The following is a 20876-nucleotide window of genomic DNA, read 5'->3' as shown; positions in this document are numbered from 1 at the left end:
CAGAGCCATAACCCCAACGGCTTCGCCGACGCCGAGTAGCCACTCCCCCGTGCTAGGTTTTGTGGCATGCCTCAAAACCTAGCACGCGACATGCTCGGCACATGCCGCTTCCCGCATGGGTAGATTTCTAGACATGTCCCAAAAATCTACTGGCCCCGGCCTCCAATGTGAGGTCGGGGCTTTTTAGGAACTCGTTCTCGAGCTCGAGCTCGCGCATGCACTTGCGGGCGGCCCTCATCTCGGCGGTCTCGGTCTTGGCCGCGGCCGCCGCGACCGGGTGGTTGGCCAGTTCCTTCTTTCTGACCGTCACCCATCTTCCCAGGATCTTCTCATTGATGCCGAGGTCGGCGGCCACTTGGGCGATGGGCTTCCCCGACGCGACGGCGAAGTCTGCGGCCTCGGTGCGGTGCCCCGCTGTGCAGGAGAGCCTATCTGCCATGACTGAACACTCCTTTCTTTTTGGCGCTGAAACGATTATCGCCGCTCAACGCCATTCCTCTAAGTCAAGTGTCCTGGGATACAATACAGTTCAAATGGACGAGGAGGATCCGGCGCTCCTCTTGATGAGCCCGGAGAGGCCCCTGGTCGTCACCCTTCCCCGCGCGAACGCAAAGCGGACGGCGGCGAGCCATGTCCTCCCCGCGCGTTCCATTTAGGGAGTCCTCGAGAAGTCGATCTCCCTGTGCGATAATCGAGCTATTGAGTCTCGCGAGTTTAGAGCTGGTGATATGCATTGAAAATCAAGGTGAAAAACATCGGCAGGGTCGCTGAGGCCGATATCGAGATTAATGGCATTGCCGTGATCGCCGGGGAGAACGGGACGGGGAAAAGCACGGTTGGAAAAGCGCTTTATGCGGCCTTCAACAGCATGTCCGATTCGGAGAACAAAATCGACCGCATGAGGCGCAATAGTGTTGAACGCGCCATCAGGAAGGCATATGTGGGAGGCCCTCTCGACTCCACGTCTCGCCACAGGCGAACTGCTGGAAGAATGAATGGTTTCATCGACAGGGTTTTTTCGGGCGAGTGCACGAGGGACGAGCTTATTGATGAGATAAAGGAGTATTACGGGGAGGAGATCTCCCGTGAGATCGAATCCGATTTCACGAATGGCGTAGCAGGAGTTGCCGATCAGATTATCGAGATCATGGATATCTCCGATGATGAGGTATTTCGTGCGATTGCGACAAACAGGTTCCAAAGCGAGTTCAACGGCCAGATCAATTCGGTTTTCGGCGAAGAGCCCGGGAAGGTCGAACTCCAGATAAAGGACGCATCTACGGTTTTCTCGGTTGCAGGTGACGAGGTGGCGGAGGTGCACGATAGGAGGGTTTTGCGATTCAGGGCGCATTATCTGGACGACCCGTTCCTGATCGATTCTCTCGGAGGGCCCTACGGCCCCGCCTTTCGGTTCAGGCCCCTCCTTGGACACCAGGAGGAGCTGCGGCAAGATTTGATTCAGGCGACCATCCGTAACGATGACAGCGAGTCCTCGCTGTTCGACGAGATCGCGAAGGAGCGGCACCTGAAGGTTCTCATGGACAAGGTCTCCTCCTTATGTCCGGGGTATTTCGAGAGGAGCGAAAGTCGCGGTCACCTTACGTATCTCGAAGAGGGCTTCGCTCGGGGGTTGGAGCCTGGGAACCTTTCTGCTGGCTTGAAGACGTTCGCCATCATGAAGGTGCTCTTGAAGTCCGGCGCGCTAGATGCCGGAGGGACTATTATCCTCGATGAACCCGAGATTCATCTTCATCCTGCATGGCAGCTGGCCTTCGCCGAGATAATCGTGCTGCTCCAGAAAGAGCTCGGGATGCACGTCTTAATGAGCACCCATAGTCCATATTTCTTGAATGCGATCGAAGTGTATTCTAAGAAGCACGCTGTTGATGGATTGTGCTCATATTATCTTGCGGAGACCTGCGCTGATGGACGCTCTCGCTTTGCCGAAATAACCGGCTCGACTGAGGTCGCCTACGAGAAGCTGGCGGCTCCTTTTGATACGCTTGAGAGGGAGGAGTACGGCCTTGAGTAGCGACCTGTGCGCCTCCTGCCCTCATCCGAACTCTCCCGTGGTGCCAGATGGCAGCGATGGTTGCTCCCGTTGCAGGACCTGTATCCTAAGGGACTGCACGTCGACCATCTCCAAAACATCCAGAGACGGGAGCGTCTCTCTTGTGGATGACGATTTGCCTGTTGTCAATTTTGACTCTGTTAAAGAATGCTACTGCAAGAAGGTCAATAGGTGGATGCAACTCCCGCGCTCCGCCGATGCGCTGTATTGCGATCGGGAAACGTTATATCTAGTCGAATTTAAAAACGGCAGTCTGAAGGAGACGCTGGGGAAGAGGCTCAATCCCAAGGATGACGAAGAGCTTGGTATCAATCTTGGCCAAAGGGACGCCCTCATCGAGAAGTGCAAGGACAGCGTTTTGATCTGCTCGGACCTGTGGGGAAAGAGGACGAGATGGTTTCGCGAGCACTGCGTCTTTGTTTTGGTATACAACGAGGACAAGAACAAGACCGCGTTGAAGCGGGTTGCCAGCTCGATTAGGAAAAAAGCGCGTTTTGGGCTTCCTGACAAATTGAAAGGTTTTTGCGTGAAGGATGTCTTGACGCTAACCGAAAAGGAGTTTTCGACATCGCTCCTTTCAACTTGGCGAGACGCAGAAGAAATCGCGGAGGTCGACGCGTAGGAGACCGAAAAGCATCCGGTGGCTATTTGCTCCCGATATCGATCGTTCGTCTGCAGTCGGTTTTCTTTCCGCTGCGCCCGCCAGTTTGCGATGAGTCGCGCACCGTGTGAAGCTCAACACGGATGAAATACAAATATAATCCCCCCTTGCACTGTGTTGATAAATATTGCTCGTCGAACTCATCTGAACTGGGCTTTCTTGCATAGAACTGCCTGAACCTGAGCGTTTTCGGGTATCGCATTGCCCGATCGAGCACCATCGCGACCTTCTCAAGCTTGTCCTCGGGCGGACTCATAGCCACAGCCCCGCATGTCGTCCCGGTTGGAGCCGGGATGAGCCCTCAGGAAGCACTGCATGAAGTAGCGCATCCGGTTCACGGGCCCCAGCGGGTTCTGGCCGTCGGGAACGCCCTTGAGCAGCTTCGCGTCGTAGTGCTGGCTCTTCAGTGACAGATTGTTGACGGGAGCCGTGTGGCGCCCGGCTCCATGTCGTGGATGAGCGTGGAGCCGGGCGCCACACGGCTCCCGAACGTCGCCAAGGTCTTCGCCCTGCTTGTCTTGCCAAGGCCCTCCCGGATGAAGATTGAATTGCCTGGCTCATCGCAGCCGAGCGCGACACGGCCTCTACCCGAGACCATCATCTCTACACATAGCCCATCATTCGACAAGAACGCGCAGTTTGTCCTGCATAGGCGCATGGTGTCCCCCTCCGCCGCAAGAGGTGAGCAAAAGAGAGGCTCCCCTCGCCACTACCGGACAAAGGGACCTCTCTGGGGAAACACGCTATAAAACCTTCTTGCCGGGCGGTCGAGTACAGCACCGACGGCGTACCCGTGGAGACCTACCCAGAGCCCACGCCATTTCAAGTTTCTTGGTCTTCAACGCCACAATCCGATAATCATCCAGCCGTCGAAATGACCTCGTCACAGGCGGCAAGCATCTCCTCGTCATGAGTGACAACGATTACAATATGGTCTCTCTTAATTTCATGAAGCAATTTGATCAGCGCGCCTCGACTCTTCGCATCAAGTGCTGAGGTCGGTTCATCAAAAAGCATAACGTCCGGCGATTTCAACAGCTGTCTCACAATTGCAATCTTTTGCTTCTCGCCGCCGGACACCCCTCCTTTCCCGCCGTCAAGCATCGCCGTTGCCCCGTTCTCCACAGAAGCAACCATTTCGTCTAGCCCCAATATGACAAGCATCCGATTCAGCTTATCCATCTCGTAATCATCAGAAAGCAGCGTAAGATTATCGAGAATCGTCCCCTCAACGATAGGGGGTTCTTGCTCCGTAATGCTGACTCGACACCGCCGCAATGCATATCGATCGATGCAACGCTGTGACACCCCGTTGTAGCGAACGGCCCCTTCTGTGTCATCTGGATATAGCCCCAATATCACTGACAGCAGCGAGCTCTTCCCCGAACCATTCGGCCCCGAGATTCCATATAGCCGACCCCTGGAAAACGCGAGCCCCTCAATGCTTAACGCGACCCTTTCCGCCCCTGGATAACGTAGCTTGATGTTCTCTAGACGGATTTCCTCAATCGGACCAAGCGCCAATTTGCCATTCGCTTCCACCGGGACATCCCAAATTCTTTTCAGCCGCTCATAGCATACGCGATTAGTCTGGTAATCCCTTCCCCAGCCCAACAAATACTGTACCGCTGAGCTTAAGTTCGAATAATATCCAACAGCAGTCACGAGAAAACCAGGCAACAGTCTCCCGCCCATCACTTCAACCGCGCCCACAGCAAGAAGACATCCTTGAGCGGCGGAAGCGACCAACGCGTTGCCAAAGGTAAATCTAGACCCTACTTCCTGATTTGCTCTCATCGTTGGATAGAGCCCATTAAAAGCTTCGACCAGTACAGCGCGGGACCTATCGAACAAAGCATGTTTGCGGATGAAATCAACTTTCTCCAACTGATCTTGTAGACAGGAAAAAAACCTCGCGCTCTGCTCTTGTACGTCAAAACTTCTCTCAAACAGCCTTGCGCGTGAAACCGCATAAAAAGCGGCACTCGCTGCCGCAAGAACAAGGCAGACCACACTCAACTTGATATTCAGGCTACCGAGAACAAACAGGGCGGACAAAAGGGTGATAACGTTGCTTGAAACCCCCACAACCGAGTTGATTACGAAGATGACAAGGTCATTAGCGTCGTGATTGATTTGCTGGTTATAATACGACGCGTTGAAGCCCTCGAAGAATGCCTGGGGAAGGTGCTTCACGTGCTCAAGCGTATCCGCATTTAAGCCGAACCCCGCATGCGACTGAAGGTTGATGTACAGCATCTCTGAGCAATACACTAGTCCCGCTCGAACCGCTTGGACCGCAACCAAAATAAGGCAACAAACGAGAACGGCGGCAAGATCGGCGCTGGCCGGCATCGCCAATCGGTTTACCACTATGCCGGTAAGAAAGGGACCCGCAAGCGCAAGCAGCCCGACCAAAACTGTTACGACAAGATAGGCGTAGAATCGACCGCCCAGTATATATTTTCTACAGAGATTAAGCATCAGCCTCATTTTGCCCCGCACCCCGTTTTGCCGTATTCATCATCTGGGAGAGCAGCATTTTTTGCTCGGCATCATACCGGAAGGAAACGCAACGTTTCCCCTCACCGTTTAAGGCGTGGTTGGGGCACCCTCCCATGCACATGGGAAAAGCAAAGCACTCTTGGCATTCCGGGTCATCCGGCTCATATGCCATCCAGTTAATCATGTTCTTGCTCAACATTGGCGGCTCGAAAATAGTTCCGACCCTCCGCTCCTTCATTCCAATGTCATCCCAGCACTTATACAAATCTCCGACGGGATCAACCACGTACGAGTTGATTCCAACGGCGCAACATATCCCGAAATTCGTCCCACCAAAAGGTTGAACTTTGAAGCCCCGCGCAATTGCCCTTTTATAAAACTCAGTCTCCTCATACGAGAACTCTTTTACAGTAAAGCAGTGGCTGTCGTTCGCACATACCTGATTGATATCGTCAACAGGGGCTAAATAGAAGTGAACCTTATTCATCAGGCCATTTAGCTCGAGATAATCCAATAGCTCTTGAGCGGCCTCGATGTTGGTCTTGTCGACGTTGCTCCTTATCGAAATATCGATGATGTCGGCACACTCTTTGACGTTCTTGAGAATACGTTCGTATGTAGGGCTTCCGTCGTGAAGAATCCTTCTCGAATCGTGATCCGACTTCGATCCATCTATAGTCACTTGCGCGCTCGTCACACCACATGCCGCGAGCCTCCTTGCAACATCAGGCGTCAGCAGATAGCCATTTGTCACTATCGATGCGGAATATTCACACGTTGGTCCCACGACATCTTTCAGATCCGACGTAATCCGTTCGATCATCTTCATTCCGAGCAGAGGCTCGCCGCCGTACCATCCAACTGAGAGACTTGCGATACCAGGATAGTAATCTTTCACGAACTTGGAGAGCTGTGTCAAAACCTCCTCGCCCATCGTCGTGTACGCCTGTCCCTTTTCATAGCAGTAGGGACAGCAAAAGTTGCAAGCCATCGTTGGCGCAATGGTAAGGGACAGAGCAGTATTCGCAAAGCGCGCGGCGCGACTTTGCAACCTGATCTCCCCAAGCTCGTCCCTCTCCTCATTGACTAGGATGCCTCCCCTTATCAGCTCCGCGACAAGATCATCGGCATCCCGAACGTCCCCTTCTTGAATCCTTTTGAATTTCTGCGCGTATTCCGGATTTAACGACAGGATGCCGCCGGTTCGCGCATTCATGATAAGAAGACTTCCGTTATGTTCATGCACCACATTAAATTGCGACAGTTTCACTTCGCACCATCTCCATTTCCAATCAAATCCATATCGACCCTCAGACGCTGCGCATACGCCAGCGCACTACCTTCTTCGATAAAAACTGCACGAAAGCAGCAATAGACATGCGAGCGACACGATGACCGCATGGCCGCATGCAGCCATCAGGACCGTCCCGCCGGCAGCCCCGCACGCCCTCATCCAATAAGCCATGTGAACCGGGGGTAAAACGGTTGGGAAACTCATCGCGATAACAAGGCCCGCGAACGTTGCGACCAGCAAGGCTCCCGACACAAGAGATCTGATCCTGAACACCTCATATGCAACCGCAACCATCAGCGTATAAGCGGCGTCTATAACGATATTCGACAGGAGTGCCGAGGTCACATTACCAACCGTAAGGCTGTCTAGACCGCTTCCGGAGCACACGGCAAAGACCGCAGCGACACCGAGAGTAAACACGATGTAGGGGCACAGCGTATACACTTCGCAAGCCAATGTCTTTGCCGCAAACAGCTGCCAGCTGCGGAAGCCCCGAGCAATCGAAACTCCCCTTGCCGACACGCTCGTCGCATCACCGAATAGCGTCCCCGCCACAACAACAGAGACGATTGGGAAGAACACCGTATGCGCCATGGAGACGACACTTAGCCAGGAAGAGATACCCGTTGGCCCAACCCCTATCGAGAAAAGATAGCCCGGATCGGCGGAAAAGCCAAAGAACTGGCCCTCTCCCCCTGCGGAGACCCATGCGCCGGACCCGGCAAACACATAAATCCCCGCGATGCCCAAATACATCAGCGCTATTATCACGGCGAGTTTCATTCTCCTTGCGCGGAACAGTTCCGCCCTGACCGACATCCCAAGATTCATCGAACCGCCGTCCTTACAAATAGCGAGACGAGCGCAACTCCAACCGACACAAGCACAGTGCCGCCCGCATACAGCAAAACCTGAATTACACCAACATTCTGCATACTCAGGGAACACAGGTTCATCAGGTAATACACGGGCGAGAGCATGAGCAGCAAGCTGGGCTGACCGCTTCCGTATGTACTTGGGAACCACACCATCACAAATGTCGAAACCGCTATTGCAACGACGCTGCTCGCCACCACACTCCTCGTGAGCAAATACAGGGCGAAGGTAGCGGCGTACATCGAAATGAGCAGCAGCGCGATCATCAGCGCAATCGATACAAATTGGGCAAACCCTGAGCACGAGGCCCCAACGTCCCATTGGGCCATCTTGGTTAAATACAGCGCAGTCGTAGAAAGAAGATACACGGCACCGACCAGAGTGCAGTTCACCAACAGCTTCGTGATCACAATCGCCGCCTGCGACACCCCTCGCGATCTCGATACGGCGTAAGCCACGGATTCAAAGTCTCTCGACGTAGCGTAAACCGCGTAGAGAATCGTCACCGGAATCCAGACCACTGTAGACGCAAAAGACGTCCGGGCAACAGAGCCCAAAACGTCCCCTGCATCCACTAGGTTTCCAATAAAACCTATAGCCCCTCCAAGCGTATACGGGTCATCACCGGCGACCATGATCAGCACCTCAGACGAAGTCGCAGCCGCAACCACATACAGCACAGCCGCAAGCGCAATCATCAGAGCGGTCGCCGGGTGCCTGGCGAGCAACCATACCTCGCTCCGAAAAGCTGAGATGAACTCGCGTTTCATCACAGCTCGCTCTCTCGACCGATGAGCTCCGAATAAAACTCCTCAAGGCTCTTCCTATGAGAATACGCCTCCGCAACCCTCACACCTGCGGTCGAGAGCGCTTCGATTGCAATGCCCCGCCCTTCCTTTTTCTCCTCATAGCGCATAAGGACGCTGCCGTCCGGCAGAAAAGAATGTGAGGTCTCATCTCCGAGAACCGATCTCGTTCGCTCCAGATCGTCCACATGCAACACGAAACCACCGCGGCATGACTTTTCCAGCTGAGGTGCGGTCATCCTTCGAATGAGGCGACCATGACTTATGAAGAGGTAATCAGTTGCCAGCTTGTGCATCTCCTCAAGATTGTGGCTGGATACGAGAATCGTTTTACCTTGATCTTTGTTAAGATGCGTAAGGATTTTTCTTACTTCGACTATCCCCATCGGATCCAGGCCGTTTGTCGGCTCGTCCAGGATCAACAGCTCCGGATCGCCCAGCAACGCTATGGCCAGATCGAGACGCCTCCTCATTCCCATTGAGAAGTTCTTCACTTTCTTCCCGCCGGCCTCCCCCAAACCGACGGTTGATAACACACCGTCGATGGAACGATCGGTGGGAAGCCCCCACTCAATACAGCGAACGACCAAGTTGTCTCGCGCGGTCAGATTAGGATACGAAGCATTGAGGTCGGGCATATAACCCAGCCTTTCCCTGCAGCTCCGTATTTCACGTCTCCCGGTTTGCCCAAACATCGAGATCGTTCCTGACGATGGCTCCGAAAGCCCCGTGATCAATCGAATTAACGTGCTCTTGCCGGCACCATTCTCCCCAATGAGTGCACACAGCTCGCCTTCCATTAAAGAGAACGAGACTGATTTAACCGCTTCAAACCCGCCATATCTCTTGGATATGGCACGCAATTCAACTGGGACTTCCCGCATGGACGACATCCTCCCCGTCAATAAAAAGGGACGACATGGCAATTATGCGGGGTTATAGGTAACGTCGGTTCGCCCCCCCCATATTGCAATGCCACATCGCCCCTCAGGCGCTGCTGGCCAAAATATCTTTGAACAGTCTGTGCACGCCGTACGGCGTGCACTATCCGCTTTTAGCGGATAGTGCACTCCTGTGAAGAACACTTGGTGCTGCAGCTGCCGTGCGCGTAAAAGAAGCAATTGTTGCACATGGGCTCAGCCCCGGCTGACGGCTCGGTAATCCATTCCATTTCATTCCCCTCCTTTCGCGGTAGAAAGCCAGTTCATCTCTGCCCCCTAGAAACGGAACGTGCAGGACTGATTGGGGCACCTCTTCGTGCATCCCCCGTGCGCGTAGAAGAAGCAGTTGCCGCACGCGGGTGCAACGCCTTCCTCCGGCTCGTTAATCCAATCCATCTCTCCCTCCTTTCCTTGCATACCGAATTGATAATGTTATTCTAATTCAATATGTATCATATTTCAATATAAGCTTATTTATATATTACACAAGGTAAGCACCCCCCCTGCATCCAGCACAGGAAATGACTCTCTCGTTCCCCAGTGACGCGGCGAGAAATACAGGCCACTGCAGGACGTTGAATGAACAGCCCGTGAAAACCGTTGTTTTCACGGGCTGCACCTGCTCAATACTTTTTTATTCTCCAGCCTCAGTCGTCTCTAAGATCGACCACGTAAACATGATCTGACTCCAGGACCGGGTCATCACCCGTCGCGGTCGCCCTGCTCAGCGCGTTGCGGGCGCGCCGCGTCGCCAGTTCCTCAAGTTCTCTTTCGTTGACGCGCTTAATAAGATCGCCAGGCTGGCAATCAAGCTCTACGCAAATATCCAGCAATGTCTTTAACCTAATTGCCTTCACCTTGCCATTTCGTATTTTTGAGATACTTGCCGGTGTGTGCCCGGTCGCCCGAATGATATCCGTACTCGTCTTTCCGCGTCGAAGCAATAAGCTTTCAAGCTCAATAATCAGATAGTCCATGCCGCCCCTCACACCAAATCCTCGGTCTGGTCTTGAAGCAGAGCTCCGTAGCGCCATATCGCAGAAATCGAGAAGCAGCAAACGGCCCCCAGCACAGCACCAATATCTATGGGCAGGGCCAGGTTTTCAAACATCGAATAGGCGTTCCCCAGCAAGTCGAAGGGGCCAATCACTATCGAAAGAAACCCCGGAGAAAACAAGAGGTCACCTATTGCTGCTGCAACAAACAGCCACCCGATAATCGAGATTCTTCGAGCATGCGAAAGGGTAAAGGGCGATTCGCCATGAGCCATGTCCATGCTGATTCCCCGCAGGGTCCATGTGGCCCCTCCGGAAATCAGAAGATACATCAAAGGAACCACTACGGAAACCGTCTTTGATGGATCATATAGGTTTCCTTGAGCAGCCATAAGCCCAATGGAAATAACCACCACCGAACAGCAACACACCGCTATAAACAGCGCCGTAAACAGAATCCCAAGCCTTCTTCCGAGAGTCATCATCTTCTGGATGGACTTATCGATCTTCTGGGCGCTATTCACCACAGCTCCTCCTAAAGCAATCAGAGGTCTTCTTACTTACTGTTTTTCCTACATTGTAACGAACTCGATAAGAAGAGGGTCGCTTCACGCCGCGCAATCCCGAACTCCAAGCGTTTCTCATCAGCATTGCCCATCTTTCGAGTCGAAATTCAAATCCAGTTTCTTATCGCATGCCAAAATCAAATCCTGATCGTGGCTTACAACAAGAATTAGCTGATTAAAGGGGTTTCGAGAGACATACTCCGTGAACTCCCGACGGCTTTCTTCGTCTAAATCATTCGTCGGCTCGTCAAACACAAGCACTTCCGGTTGCCTGCAAAGTGCTGAGATTATCCTTAGCTTCCGATACTCTCCACCAGAAAGGTCCCTACAATTCTTACCTTTTAACGATTCGACGGTTCGGCAGAAACTCGGCACAAGCTCGCAGAGATGCTCGCCCGTTCCCCGAATCGATGCCCTCTCAAGATAGTGTTCCACCGTTTCATTCGGAATAAAGAGCTTTTGCGGGCACACCGCAAACAGGTCATGTCGGATCGTCTCCATATCGAGCTCTTCATATGGCACCGACCCCAAAGTCCGATGCCCCCCAGCAGAATATAGTCCAAGAAGCACCTTCAGAAACGTGCTTTTGCCGCATCCGTTCGGCCCGGTAATGGCATAGGTTTCCCCCTCTCGACCTCCACGGAGAGATCGCGGTACAAGTAGGGCTTTCCCGCATATCGGTACGCGATGTTGGACAACGATATGCTCTCCACGTGCCCAACCGAGATGGTGCCGCGGTCCTCGGCGCCTTCCGACAGAGCCTCCAATCGGTCGAACGAGGCCCTCGCGTCCTGATATGATTTGAAATAATTCAAATAATATTTGAAGTATCCGAACGCCATCGAGTAATACGAGTTCACCATTGTGAACTCGCCAATGCTCATTCTTCCGTTTAATATTTCCATTCCGGAGATCACAAGCAACGCTCCCCGGAACACAGATGAGATCAGGCCGTCGCTCGAGGTGGCCAGATTCGAGACCCTACTTGCTTTCATGTAAATCGGGTAGTACCCCTCGAATATCCCCTTGAGCGTACGGGCACTCTGGTCATATGCCCCATCGCACTTAATGTCAAACAACTGCGACAGCTCGCCGCTCACGGATGCGAACAGCTTGCTCAACCCCTCTTTGTTCGCAAGCGAACTGTTGTACAGCGGCTTTTTCAACACCCTAAATAAAATGAAGTATGCCCCAAGCGAACATGTACTTAACGCCAGAAACACCGGGTTAATTGAAAACAGAATGATGAAAATAAACACAATCAGAACGATGTTAAGCCCGATTGTCAGGAAGTTGTTCACGACAAACGATGACACCGCATTCGAATCCGCATACACCCTCTGCGTTGTATAGGATGAATCCGCCTGCTCCCCCTTTTCCAAGGGCCCTCGTTCAAACGACTCACACGTGGCCCCCATCAGTCTCGTAGTCATCTCCAAAATGACGCGCGATACGTTCACGCCCATCGCATACGACATGAAGGATGCCGATATCCCTATGCTGGCAACAAAGGCTGCAAACCATACGACGCGAGATGGATCCCTATTCGTCACGAGAAAATCTACAAACCCACCGTTTAAGGCGGGCATGACGCACGAGAGAGCATAATTCACCGACATGAGAATCACGAAAAGCCGCGACCCTTTACAGCGAAATAACTCGTTAACCGTCTTCTTAAACATGCCAGCCCCCATCAAGCGACCTTTTATCCAAAACTGAATTAGTTCGCCGCTTAATCGCTCCCATACACTCCTTATTGTTAATCCTCGCAAAACACTATCGCGGGTTGCGATGCCCAGGATTCCGTTTCGCCTTGATATACATACGAATAGACTCCCTATTTACATAGGCAAGTGCGGCGATTATTACGGCAGCCACCATCAGACCGAAAATCGCCCTTTTGTCCGGAAAAAGGGACGAAAAAAGGAGACATATTGCGGAGAAAACTATAACCGCCCCCACCGCTCGGTTTGTGCCTAGAGACTCGGCCGTCCGCTTTTCCTCCTCTAAACGCCCTCCCGATAGCGATGACATTCCAGCAAGCAATCCCGTGAGCTTGCCTCGATACATCATTATTCCGAACACCAGCAGCAGGCATGACCCCACCATTGGAACCACAACGTCCGACATCGCCATCACTCCAGTCCATTCCTTGTCATCGAATCCTTGCGGCGGCTCAGCACATCTGGCGTCAAATGCAACCTCGTGTCAAACGGACTGCTCGCAAGCTCAATTACTTTGCATGAGCTCGAACATACCGATTTAAACGGCATACAGTTTAGCCTCGATGGCCTACGTGATTCTCATGAACATATGCGGGGGTTCCCGGGGCTATACGACCGGGTACTAGACGCCATCGATATCACGCTGAACGAAACTTCGCTGCACCTTTCGATTGCCTTTTGTCCAACATCATTTAATGTCGACGATTTCAAACCAGTTTGCACGATGCTCCGGGACAAGCTGAAATCGTCGAGCAGGACCGACCGAATTGACCTTCGAGTTCAGCCACTTATGCTCCTCGGCAGAGCCCGAAAAAACCGCACAATTCGCCCTTCAAATAATCAATACCGTCGGTTGGTCAACACGATCAACGACCTTCGATACGATCCAGGCTATCGAGGCTACTTCATGTTTGAGTGGGGCGACCCCATCGACCACTTGGTCAGATTCCCCCAGCTGCAGATGCAATTTGACCAAGTGGCCATCCACGCCAATGGCGATATCGTCGTATCCCCCTATATACCTCTCATCATTGGAAACGTTCGCAAACACAGTCTTCAGGAATACTACGATGCCGGAATGGCAACCGTTTGGGATAAACCCGTTATTACCGCGTTGGCCAATCGCATGCACTCGATTGACGAGATGGAAGAGATCTCATCGTTGATTGCAGACATCAATATGGACGGCGACCTCTATATCGACCTAATCGATGACGATCTAGGCGACCTGAGCGTCCTGTCCCAACTCTAAGGAGATGTTCCCATGTACGAGACCCCAGAAGTAGAGAAGATGGATTCCAAAACCGGCCCCATTCCCGTTGTAGTCAACTTCGCAGCCGTCGTGGATAACGTAGTTGCAGCCGTCTACGATGCCGTCGTTGCGGCCTACGCATTCTGGTACTCGGCAGATAACGACGGCACCGGGGCAAGTACGGCACAAAACTAGTCGCCAACCCATCGAGCAATCACCTCGCCTATCGCTGCATGCGATTGACTGCGCAGCCCTAGCCAACGCCCAGAGCGCCTTGAAGAGCTGCTTGTAAAATTCGCTCATTCAACAACGCGATCTCTTCACCAATCTCGGCCGGCCCGACAGAACTGCACACCAGTCGGACCGGCCAGACCCATAAAACGCTGCGTCCCGTCCACACCACACCTCACGAAACTCGCACTGCCACCACATGGGCGATTCGCGCCTCGATGTTGCGGCGCGATACTATCACGAATAGTCCCCGTCCAACAAGGCTATCCCTTCCACAGGCGTTTCAACTGTCAGTGGTAGCATTAAGCTGAACGGTGAAAAATACACTAACACTAACAGCGGAGATGACGACGTCGATGCCCTTCATGCAGCTGAGCACGTCCATCGTCGGCTTCCATCGGGGCTGTTCCGACTGGGACTCCACCTTGGATTCCAGGTCCTTCTTCTCGTCTACCGCCCGCTTGACGCGCTCCTTATAGCAGTCGAGGGTCTGCTGGGCCGTGGGGTCGGCCATCTCCGCGGCTTCGATCCAGGCCCAGTGCGCCCTGGTCCACGTCCCGAGCCTCCTTCTCTGGTCGTCTCCGCCGGGGTGGCACTGCCCATTCCTGGGCAGGTACTTGGAGAGGCGCTGCTTGACGGTAACACGGCAACCTCTCCCGGGCATCGGCGGGGGCCTGGGAGAGGTCCCTGGCGCCCTCGCACTCGCAGTCGGGGACGTGGACCTCGACGATTTCGTGCAGTGCGAGCTGCTTGGCCGAAAACTCGGCGTCGCGCTTGTCGGTCTTGCGTCGCTTGTCGGCCGCGGGCCTCTGCATCTTGGAGACCGCGCCGATGACGCAGTCCACGCCGAGGCAGCGCGGCTCCCTGCAGAAGGGAAAGCCGGTGACGCCGGACTCGTAGACTGCCCCGGGCGACTCGATAGAAAGGATCGAGTCGGCGACGGAGGCGGGGTCGTAGGAGAAGGGGCTTCCCGCCGATCTCGCCCGTGAACGGATTGAAGGCGCATCCTTTGATGCTGCGGGCGTGCACCTCAAGGCCAATAGAGGCAACATGTGGCATTGTGAGCCAGTCTCGCATTGTGGCAACCTGGCTGGCTGCCGGATTTTAATGACGACGACCATTGTCAGCCTTGGCCCACGAATCAAAAGACGATACGAAGCAGGGGCTCACATTGTTCTGCTCATATCGTCTTTATGGCGCACTACCATTCACCGAAATTCGGCAACTTTTTCATTCTCTATATACATGTTTAAACAACATGTTCTACAATAGGGACAATAGAAATGGAAACTCGGGACGAGCCGTCTATCCATCTACGGCGCAGCCCCTTATTCAAAAGGACGGTGAGTGCATCCATGGAGCGTGCAAGCGGTGTTCTGATGCCCGTTTCGTCATTGCCCGGACCATACGGAATCGGCGGCTTTGGCTGGAATGCCTACGACTTCGTCGATTTTCTCGCCTCGTGCAAACAACATTACTGGCAGATTCTGCCCCTTACGACGACCAGCTATGGCGATTCGCCTTATCAGTCGTTCTCGGCCCGCGCAGGCAACCCCAACTTTATCGACTTTGCCGAGCTTATCGAGGCAGGGTATCTGGAGCAGCGCGATATCGATGGCGTGTATCTGGGATCCGACCCCAGCAATGTCGACTACGGTGCTATCTTTGGCGGCCGCCGTCAGATTCTCGACCGCGCCGCCGAGCGCTTTGCTGCCGACAAGCCGGCCGATTTCGATGACTTTATCCAGGCCAACGAGGACTGGCTCATCCCCTACTGTGAGTTCATGACCGTCAAAGAGGAGTGCGGTCTCAAGGCGTTTTGGGAGTGGCCCGCGGAGCTCCGCACCCGCGGCGAGGCTTCCGCCAAGGTCTGCGCCGACCATCCGGCGCGTATGCTCTACCACCAGATGACGCAGTACTTCTTCGATCGCCAGTGGAGCCGCCTCAAGGCCTATGCCAACGAGCGCGACATTCTCATCATCGGCGACCTGCCCATCTATGTCTCGCGTGACTCCGTCGAGATGTGGGCGACGCCTGAGCTCTTTAAGATCGACACCGCCGGCAATCCCGTGAGCGTCGCCGGCACGCCGCCCGACCAGTTCTCGGCCACCGGCCAGTACTGGGGCAACCCCATCTACGACTGGGACGCCATGGAGTCCGACGGCTTCTCCTGGTGGGAGGGCCGCATTCGCGCCGCCCTCGACATGTACGACGTCATCCGCCTGGATCACTTCCGCGGCTTCGAGGCCTATTGGGAGGTGCCGTTCTCCTCGCCCGATTCGTCCTACGGTTCGTGGACGCAGGGTCCCGGCCTCAAGTTCTTCAAGACGCTCGAGGAAAAGCTCGGCACGCTGCCCATCATCGCCGAGGACCTGGGCTTCCTCACCCCCGGCGTCATCGACATGCGCGACAACTCGGGCTTCCCCGGCATGAAGATCCTGCAGTTTGCCTTTGAGGGCACCAACTCGTACTACCTGCCGCATAACTACATCGCCAACACCGTCGCCTATGTGGGCACCCACGATAACGAGACGGCGCGCGGTTGGTTTGAGGGAACGGCCACCCCGCGTCAGCGCGAGCAGGCAGCCCTGTACACCCATCAGCAGGCCGGCGAACCCATGGCAGATGCACTCAATCGCACCATCGCCGCCAGCGTGAGCGACACGTGCATCTACACCATGCAGGACCTGCTCAACTTGGGCAACGAGGCGCGCATCAACACCCCTGCCACGTTGGGCGGCAACTGGACCTGGCGCATGCTCGACGGCGCCATCACCCGCGAGCTCGAGCACAAACTCACCGACTGGACCGAGACCTACTTCCGCATCCCGTCGGAAGCCGAAATCGAGCTTCCTCAATAGGAGCTACCGCGCCCGACCCCTCCCCACCGTGCGGACGCGCTTGCTTTTTCCCGCGCGAGGCCACCCCAATCCCCTCGCGCGGGCTTCTTATGAATTGCAGACATGAAACAACCCATCACAGGAGAAAACATGCCCCAAATTAACCTCATGGAACTCGCCGAGCAGTCTTTTGGCACCTCGCTCGAGCAGCTCGACGACCGTCGCATTTACAAGCTGCTGGTCAAACTCGTGCAGGAGCGCTCCGCCGCCTGCCCGCTCAACAACGGCAAGAAAAAGCTCTATTACATTTCCGCCGAATTTTTGATCGGCAAGCTGCTCATCAACAACATGATCGACCTCGGCATCTACGATGAGGTTAAGGACCAGCTCACCGCCGCAGGCCACGACCTCAACAAGATCGAGGAGTTCGAGGTCGAGCCGTCGCTCGGCAACGGCGGCCTGGGCCGCCTGGCCGCATGCTTCCTGGATTCCATCGCCACGCTGGGCTTGACCGGCGATGGCGTGGGCCTCAACTATCACTACGGCCTGTTCCGTCAGCGCTTTGTCGACAACCAGCAGAAGGCCGTCCCCGACGAGTGGCTCGGTGAGCAGGACATCCTAGTCGACGACGGCCGCTCCTACACCGTCGAGTTCGGCGATTTTGCCGTTACCTCCAAGCTCGTCAACATCGACGTGCCCGGTTACGGCCAGCCCACCAAGAACCGTCTGCGCCTGTTCGACCTGGCGAGCGTCGACGACGGCCTGGTCCCCGGCAGCTCCATCGACTTCGACAAGACCGAGATCGCCAAGAACCTCACCTTGTTCCTCTACCCCGACGATTCCGACGAGCAGGGCCGCCTGCTTCGCATCTATCAGGAGTACTTCATGGTGAGCAACGCCGCCCAGCTCCTGATCGACGAGGCCGTCGAGCGCGGCAGCAACCTGCACGATCTGGCCGACTACGCCGTGGTCCAAATTAACGACACGCACCCCACCATGGTCATCCCCGAGCTCATTCGCTTGCTCACCACCGAGCATGGCATCGAGTTTGACGAGGCCGTGACCATCGTACGCTCCATGGTCGCCTACACTAACCACACGATCCTTGCCGAGGCGCTCGAGAAGTGGCCGCTCGCCAGCCTGCAGAAGGTCTCGCCTGCCATCGCCGACATTATCGTCAAGCTCGATGAGATCGCGAAAGCCGAGCACGATGACCCGCGCGTCGCCATCATCGACGAGCACGACACCGTCCACATGGCCCACATGGACATCCACTTTGGCTTCTCCATCAACGGCGTAGCCGCCCTCCACACCAAGATCCTGGAGGACACCGAGCTTCATCCGTTCTACGAGATCTATCCCGAGAAGTTCTCCAACAAGACCAACGGCATCACCTTCCGCCGCTGGATCCATGGAGCCAACCCCGCGCTCGCCAGCCTGCTCGACGATGTAATCGGCACCGACTGGCGCAGCACCGGCGATCTGAACAAACTCGCCAAGTTCGCCGACGACAAGGACGTTCTTGAGCGCCTGGCCGCCACCAAGGTCGAGGCCAAGGCCATCATGCGCCAGTTCATGGCGCTCGAGCAGGGCGTGACGATCCCCTCCAACGCCATCATCGACGTCCAGGTCAAGCGTATCCACGAGTACAAGCGTCAGCAGATGCTCGCGCTCTACATCATCTGGAAGTACTTCGATATCAAGAACGGCAACAGGCCTAAGCACCCTGTCACCATCATCTTTGGCGGCAAGGCGGCGCCTGCCTACACTATCGCGCAGGACATCATCCATCTGATCCTGACGCTGTCGCAGTGGATTGCAAACGACCCCGACGTGGCTCCCTACCTGCAGGTTGTCATGATCGAGAACTACAACGTCACCGCCGCCGAGCGCGTGATCCCCGCCGCTGACATCTCCGAGCAGATCAGCCTGGCCTCCAAGGAGGCGAGCGGCACCTCCAACATGAAGTTCATGCTCAACGGCGCCCTAACCCTGTGCACGCTCGACGGTGCCAACGTGGAGATTGCCGAGCTCGTGGGCGACGAGAATATCTATACCTTTGGTGCCTCGTCCAAACAGGTCGAGCAGCTCTACGCCGACGGCACCTACAACGCCGGTGCGCTCTACCGCAAGCCCGGCATTAAACTGCTGGTGGACTTCATCACCAACCCGGCCTTTATGGCAACCGGCAACGCCGAGCGCCTGCAGCGCCTGCACGACGACATTAAGGGCAAGGACTGGTTTATGGCCCTGCTCGACATTGAGGAGTACATCCAGACCAAGGAGCGCGTGCTGGCCGACTACGAGGACCAGGACGCCTGGATGCGCAAGGCGCTCATCAATATCGCCAACGCCGGCACCTTCTCGTCCGACCGTACGATCTCCCAGTACAACGACGAGATCTGGCACCTGGACTAACCCATTCCCCTTACCCATTCTCTTGAGGAACGGAGTCGTGGCAACACGGCTCCGTTTTTTGTGCCCGCACGTTACCCTGTGATCCAACTCGGCCAAACAATCTCGATCCGTAGCAATTACTCAACCAAAACGGTCCCAGCCGTTACAGATTGAGACATACCGGCCCCTCCCCTCGGGTTTATCTCAATCTGTAACATCTAGCAGGTGAAATTCGCCTTTGGTGTTACAGATTTAGATGAAATGGTTAGCTCAGCGGAACCGTCTCGATCTGTAACATCTAACGTCCGAAATCGGCCCTATCCGTTACAGATCGAGACAAACGACCGGTCAGACAGTCCCAACACAAAGAAAGGCTCCCCTCTCGCCCAGTGGACGGGAGGGGAGCCTTATATGTGACCGCGGCAAAAGGATGGCAAAGCCGCAGTCGCCCAAAGGAAGGGCCTGGTTGCACCGGGCCTAGATAAGGTTCTTGCCAGAGACCTTATCGAAGAGGTGGGTCGCGTTCTTCTCGAACTTGAACCAGATGGGGTCGCCCGCCTTGAGCGCGCCCTTGGCCTCGAGGTCGACGACGGGAATGATCAGGACAAACTGGCCGTCGGGAGCAGTCACGTGGACATGCTCGGTCGAGCCCATGAGCTCGGTCACCTCGACGGTGCCCTGGAGCGCACCCTCCTCGTCCTTGTCGGCAAGCAGAATCTGCTCGGGACGCACGCCGGCCGTGATCTCCTTCACGTCGCCGCCGTCCCAGTTGAGAGCAAGCTGAGCGCAGGTCTCGGGGGCGAGCGCCACGTTCATATCCTCGGTCTTGACGGTAAAGCCGTTGCCCGAGCGCACCAGCTGGGCATCGAAGAAGTTCATCTGCGGCACGCCGATAAAGCCGGCGACGAAGATGTTCGCGGGATGGTTGAAGACCTCCTGCGGGGTGGCGATCTGCTGGACGACGCCATCCTTCATGACCACGATACGGTCACCGAGGGTCATAGCCTCGGTCTGGTCGTGAGTAACATAAATGAACGTGCCCTTGATCTCATGACGCAGCTTAATGAGCTCGGCGCGCATCTGGTTACGAAGCTTAGCATCCAGGTTGGACAGGGGCTCGTCCATCAGAAAGACCTTGGGGTCACGTACGATGGCGCGGCCGATGGCGACACGCTGACGCTGGCCGCCGGAGAGTGCCTTGGGCTTACGGTCAAGATACTCGGTAATACCCAGGATCTCGGCAGCGGAGCGAACCTTGCGGTCGATCTCGTCCTTGGGGACCTTCTTGAGCTCGAGCGTAAACGCCATGTTCTCGTACACCGTCATATTGGGGTACAGAGCATAGCTCTGGAACACCATGGCGATGTCGCGGTCCTTGGGAGCGACGTCGTTGACGCGCTTGCCGTCGATGAGCACGTCGCCCGAGGTGATATCCTCCAGGCCGGCGACCATGCGCATCGTCGTGGACTTACCGCAGCCAGAAGGGCCAACGAGGACGATGAACTCCTGGTCGTGAACGGTGAGGTTGAAGTCCTCTACAGCGAGCACACCGTCCTCGGTAACCTTGAGGTTGTGCTTCTTCTCCTCGGTTTTCTTCTTTTTGCCAAAGAAGCCCTTCTTTTTTGACTCGTTGTTGGGATACACCTTCTGAACATGTTTGAGAACGATCTCGGCCATGTCTTTACCTTTCGATACGCGGCGCCGCGCTGAGAGGCGC

20 protein-coding genes are annotated in these 20876 nt (G+C 55.2%); 6 read left to right on the top strand and 14 right to left on the bottom strand.

Annotation, left to right across the window (positions count from 1 at the left end; all coding sequences use genetic code 11):
• Window positions 1-127: 127 nt before the first annotated feature.
• Window positions 128-439 (bottom strand): hypothetical protein, encoded by a 312-nt coding sequence (locus DWW73_RS09405; RefSeq protein ID WP_117564855.1) that lies wholly within the window; start codon window positions 437-439, stop codon window positions 128-130.
• 294 nt (window positions 440-733) lie between these two features.
• Here DWW73_RS09405 and DWW73_RS09395 point away from each other — a divergent pair, with 294 nt between their 5' ends.
• The gene (locus DWW73_RS09395; protein WP_035137751.1) at window positions 734-2032 is read left to right on the top strand and encodes an ATP-binding protein; all 1299 of its coding nucleotides are present in this window, start codon (window positions 734-736) and stop codon (window positions 2030-2032) included.
• Window positions 2033-2174: 142 nt separating this feature from the next.
• The gene (locus tag DWW73_RS09390) at window positions 2175-2693 is read left to right on the top strand and encodes a hypothetical protein (protein WP_124786586.1); all 519 of its coding nucleotides are present in this window, start codon (window positions 2175-2177) and stop codon (window positions 2691-2693) included.
• A gap of 22 nt (window positions 2694-2715) precedes the next feature.
• Here the strand turns inward: DWW73_RS09390 and DWW73_RS09385 are convergent, their stop codons facing one another.
• The 11 genes from DWW73_RS09385 to DWW73_RS10425 form a co-directional block, all read right to left on the bottom strand.
• Complete coding sequence (locus tag DWW73_RS09385) at window positions 2716-2988, bottom strand: hypothetical protein (protein WP_117584251.1); 273 nt, start codon at window positions 2986-2988, stop codon at window positions 2716-2718.
• Window positions 2989-3590: 602 nt separating this feature from the next.
• Window positions 3591-5225 (bottom strand): ABC transporter ATP-binding protein, encoded by a 1635-nt coding sequence (locus DWW73_RS09375; RefSeq protein WP_084591801.1) that lies wholly within the window; start codon window positions 5223-5225, stop codon window positions 3591-3593.
• A complete protein-coding gene (locus DWW73_RS09370; protein WP_117636050.1) occupies window positions 5209-6453 on the bottom strand; it encodes a radical SAM protein in 1245 nt (414 codons plus the stop codon). The genes DWW73_RS09375 and DWW73_RS09370 overlap by 17 nt, the downstream gene beginning before the upstream one ends.
• A gap of 120 nt (window positions 6454-6573) precedes the next feature.
• On the bottom strand, window positions 6574-7362 hold the full coding sequence (locus DWW73_RS09365) for a hypothetical protein (RefSeq protein ID WP_035137757.1): 789 nt from the start codon (window positions 7360-7362) through the stop codon (window positions 6574-6576).
• Window positions 7359-8177, bottom strand: coding sequence for a hypothetical protein (locus DWW73_RS09360; protein ID WP_117564851.1), 819 nt, complete (start codon window positions 8175-8177; stop codon window positions 7359-7361). The genes DWW73_RS09365 and DWW73_RS09360 overlap by 4 nt, the downstream gene beginning before the upstream one ends.
• The gene (locus DWW73_RS09355; RefSeq protein ID WP_035137759.1) at window positions 8177-9097 is read right to left on the bottom strand and encodes an ABC transporter ATP-binding protein; all 921 of its coding nucleotides are present in this window, start codon (window positions 9095-9097) and stop codon (window positions 8177-8179) included. The genes DWW73_RS09360 and DWW73_RS09355 overlap by 1 nt, the downstream gene beginning before the upstream one ends.
• Before the next feature lie 704 nt (window positions 9098-9801).
• Window positions 9802-10131: a helix-turn-helix transcriptional regulator gene (locus DWW73_RS09350; RefSeq protein WP_052044110.1), complete on the bottom strand. Its 330-nt coding sequence runs from the start codon at window positions 10129-10131 to the stop codon at window positions 9802-9804.
• 8 nt (window positions 10132-10139) lie between these two features.
• Window positions 10140-10673, bottom strand: coding sequence for a hypothetical protein (locus tag DWW73_RS09345; RefSeq protein WP_147343556.1), 534 nt, complete (start codon window positions 10671-10673; stop codon window positions 10140-10142).
• Window positions 10674-10793: 120 nt separating this feature from the next.
• Complete coding sequence (locus tag DWW73_RS10220; RefSeq protein ID WP_233505134.1) at window positions 10794-11285, bottom strand: ATP-binding cassette domain-containing protein; 492 nt, start codon at window positions 11283-11285, stop codon at window positions 10794-10796.
• Window positions 11286-11287: 2 nt separating this feature from the next.
• On the bottom strand, window positions 11288-12397 hold the full coding sequence (locus DWW73_RS09335; RefSeq protein ID WP_158563812.1) for an ABC transporter ATP-binding protein: 1110 nt from the start codon (window positions 12395-12397) through the stop codon (window positions 11288-11290).
• A gap of 94 nt (window positions 12398-12491) precedes the next feature.
• Window positions 12492-12824: a DUF3784 domain-containing protein gene (locus DWW73_RS10425; RefSeq protein WP_369833065.1), complete on the bottom strand. Its 333-nt coding sequence runs from the start codon at window positions 12822-12824 to the stop codon at window positions 12492-12494.
• A 96-nt stretch (window positions 12825-12920) separates the two neighbouring features.
• Between DWW73_RS10425 and DWW73_RS09325 the strand changes: the two genes are divergently transcribed.
• On the top strand, window positions 12921-13691 hold the full coding sequence (locus DWW73_RS09325; protein ID WP_147343555.1) for a radical SAM protein: 771 nt from the start codon (window positions 12921-12923) through the stop codon (window positions 13689-13691).
• A 12-nt stretch (window positions 13692-13703) separates the two neighbouring features.
• Entirely contained in the window at window positions 13704-13886 is a 183-nt protein-coding gene (locus tag DWW73_RS09320; RefSeq protein WP_117564844.1) for a hypothetical protein, read from the top strand.
• 319 nt (window positions 13887-14205) lie between these two features.
• On the opposite strand, the gene DWW73_RS10325 is transcribed toward DWW73_RS09320, so the two are convergent.
• Window positions 14206-14436, bottom strand: a complete 231-nt coding sequence (locus DWW73_RS10325; RefSeq protein ID WP_117779422.1) for a hypothetical protein — start codon at window positions 14434-14436, stop codon at window positions 14206-14208.
• 769 nt (window positions 14437-15205) lie between these two features.
• On the opposite strand from DWW73_RS10325, the gene malQ reads away from it, so the two are divergent.
• Entirely contained in the window at window positions 15206-16783 is a 1578-nt protein-coding gene (gene malQ, locus DWW73_RS09305) for a 4-alpha-glucanotransferase (protein WP_255413128.1), read from the top strand.
• Between the two features lie 129 nt (window positions 16784-16912).
• Window positions 16913-19180 (top strand): glycogen/starch/alpha-glucan family phosphorylase, encoded by a 2268-nt coding sequence (gene glgP / locus DWW73_RS09300; protein ID WP_233509184.1) that lies wholly within the window; start codon window positions 16913-16915, stop codon window positions 19178-19180.
• 456 nt (window positions 19181-19636) lie between these two features.
• On the opposite strand, the gene DWW73_RS09295 is transcribed toward glgP, so the two are convergent.
• Complete coding sequence (locus DWW73_RS09295; RefSeq protein WP_055252176.1) at window positions 19637-20836, bottom strand: ABC transporter ATP-binding protein; 1200 nt, start codon at window positions 20834-20836, stop codon at window positions 19637-19639.
• Window positions 20837-20876: the final 40 nt, after the last annotated feature.

The organism is Collinsella sp. AF16-8 (genome assembly GCF_003462695.1).
Lineage (GTDB): Bacteria > Actinomycetota > Coriobacteriia > Coriobacteriales > Coriobacteriaceae > Collinsella.
Note: the sequence above shows the minus strand (reverse complement) of the source record. Positions and strands in the feature narration are given on the sequence as shown.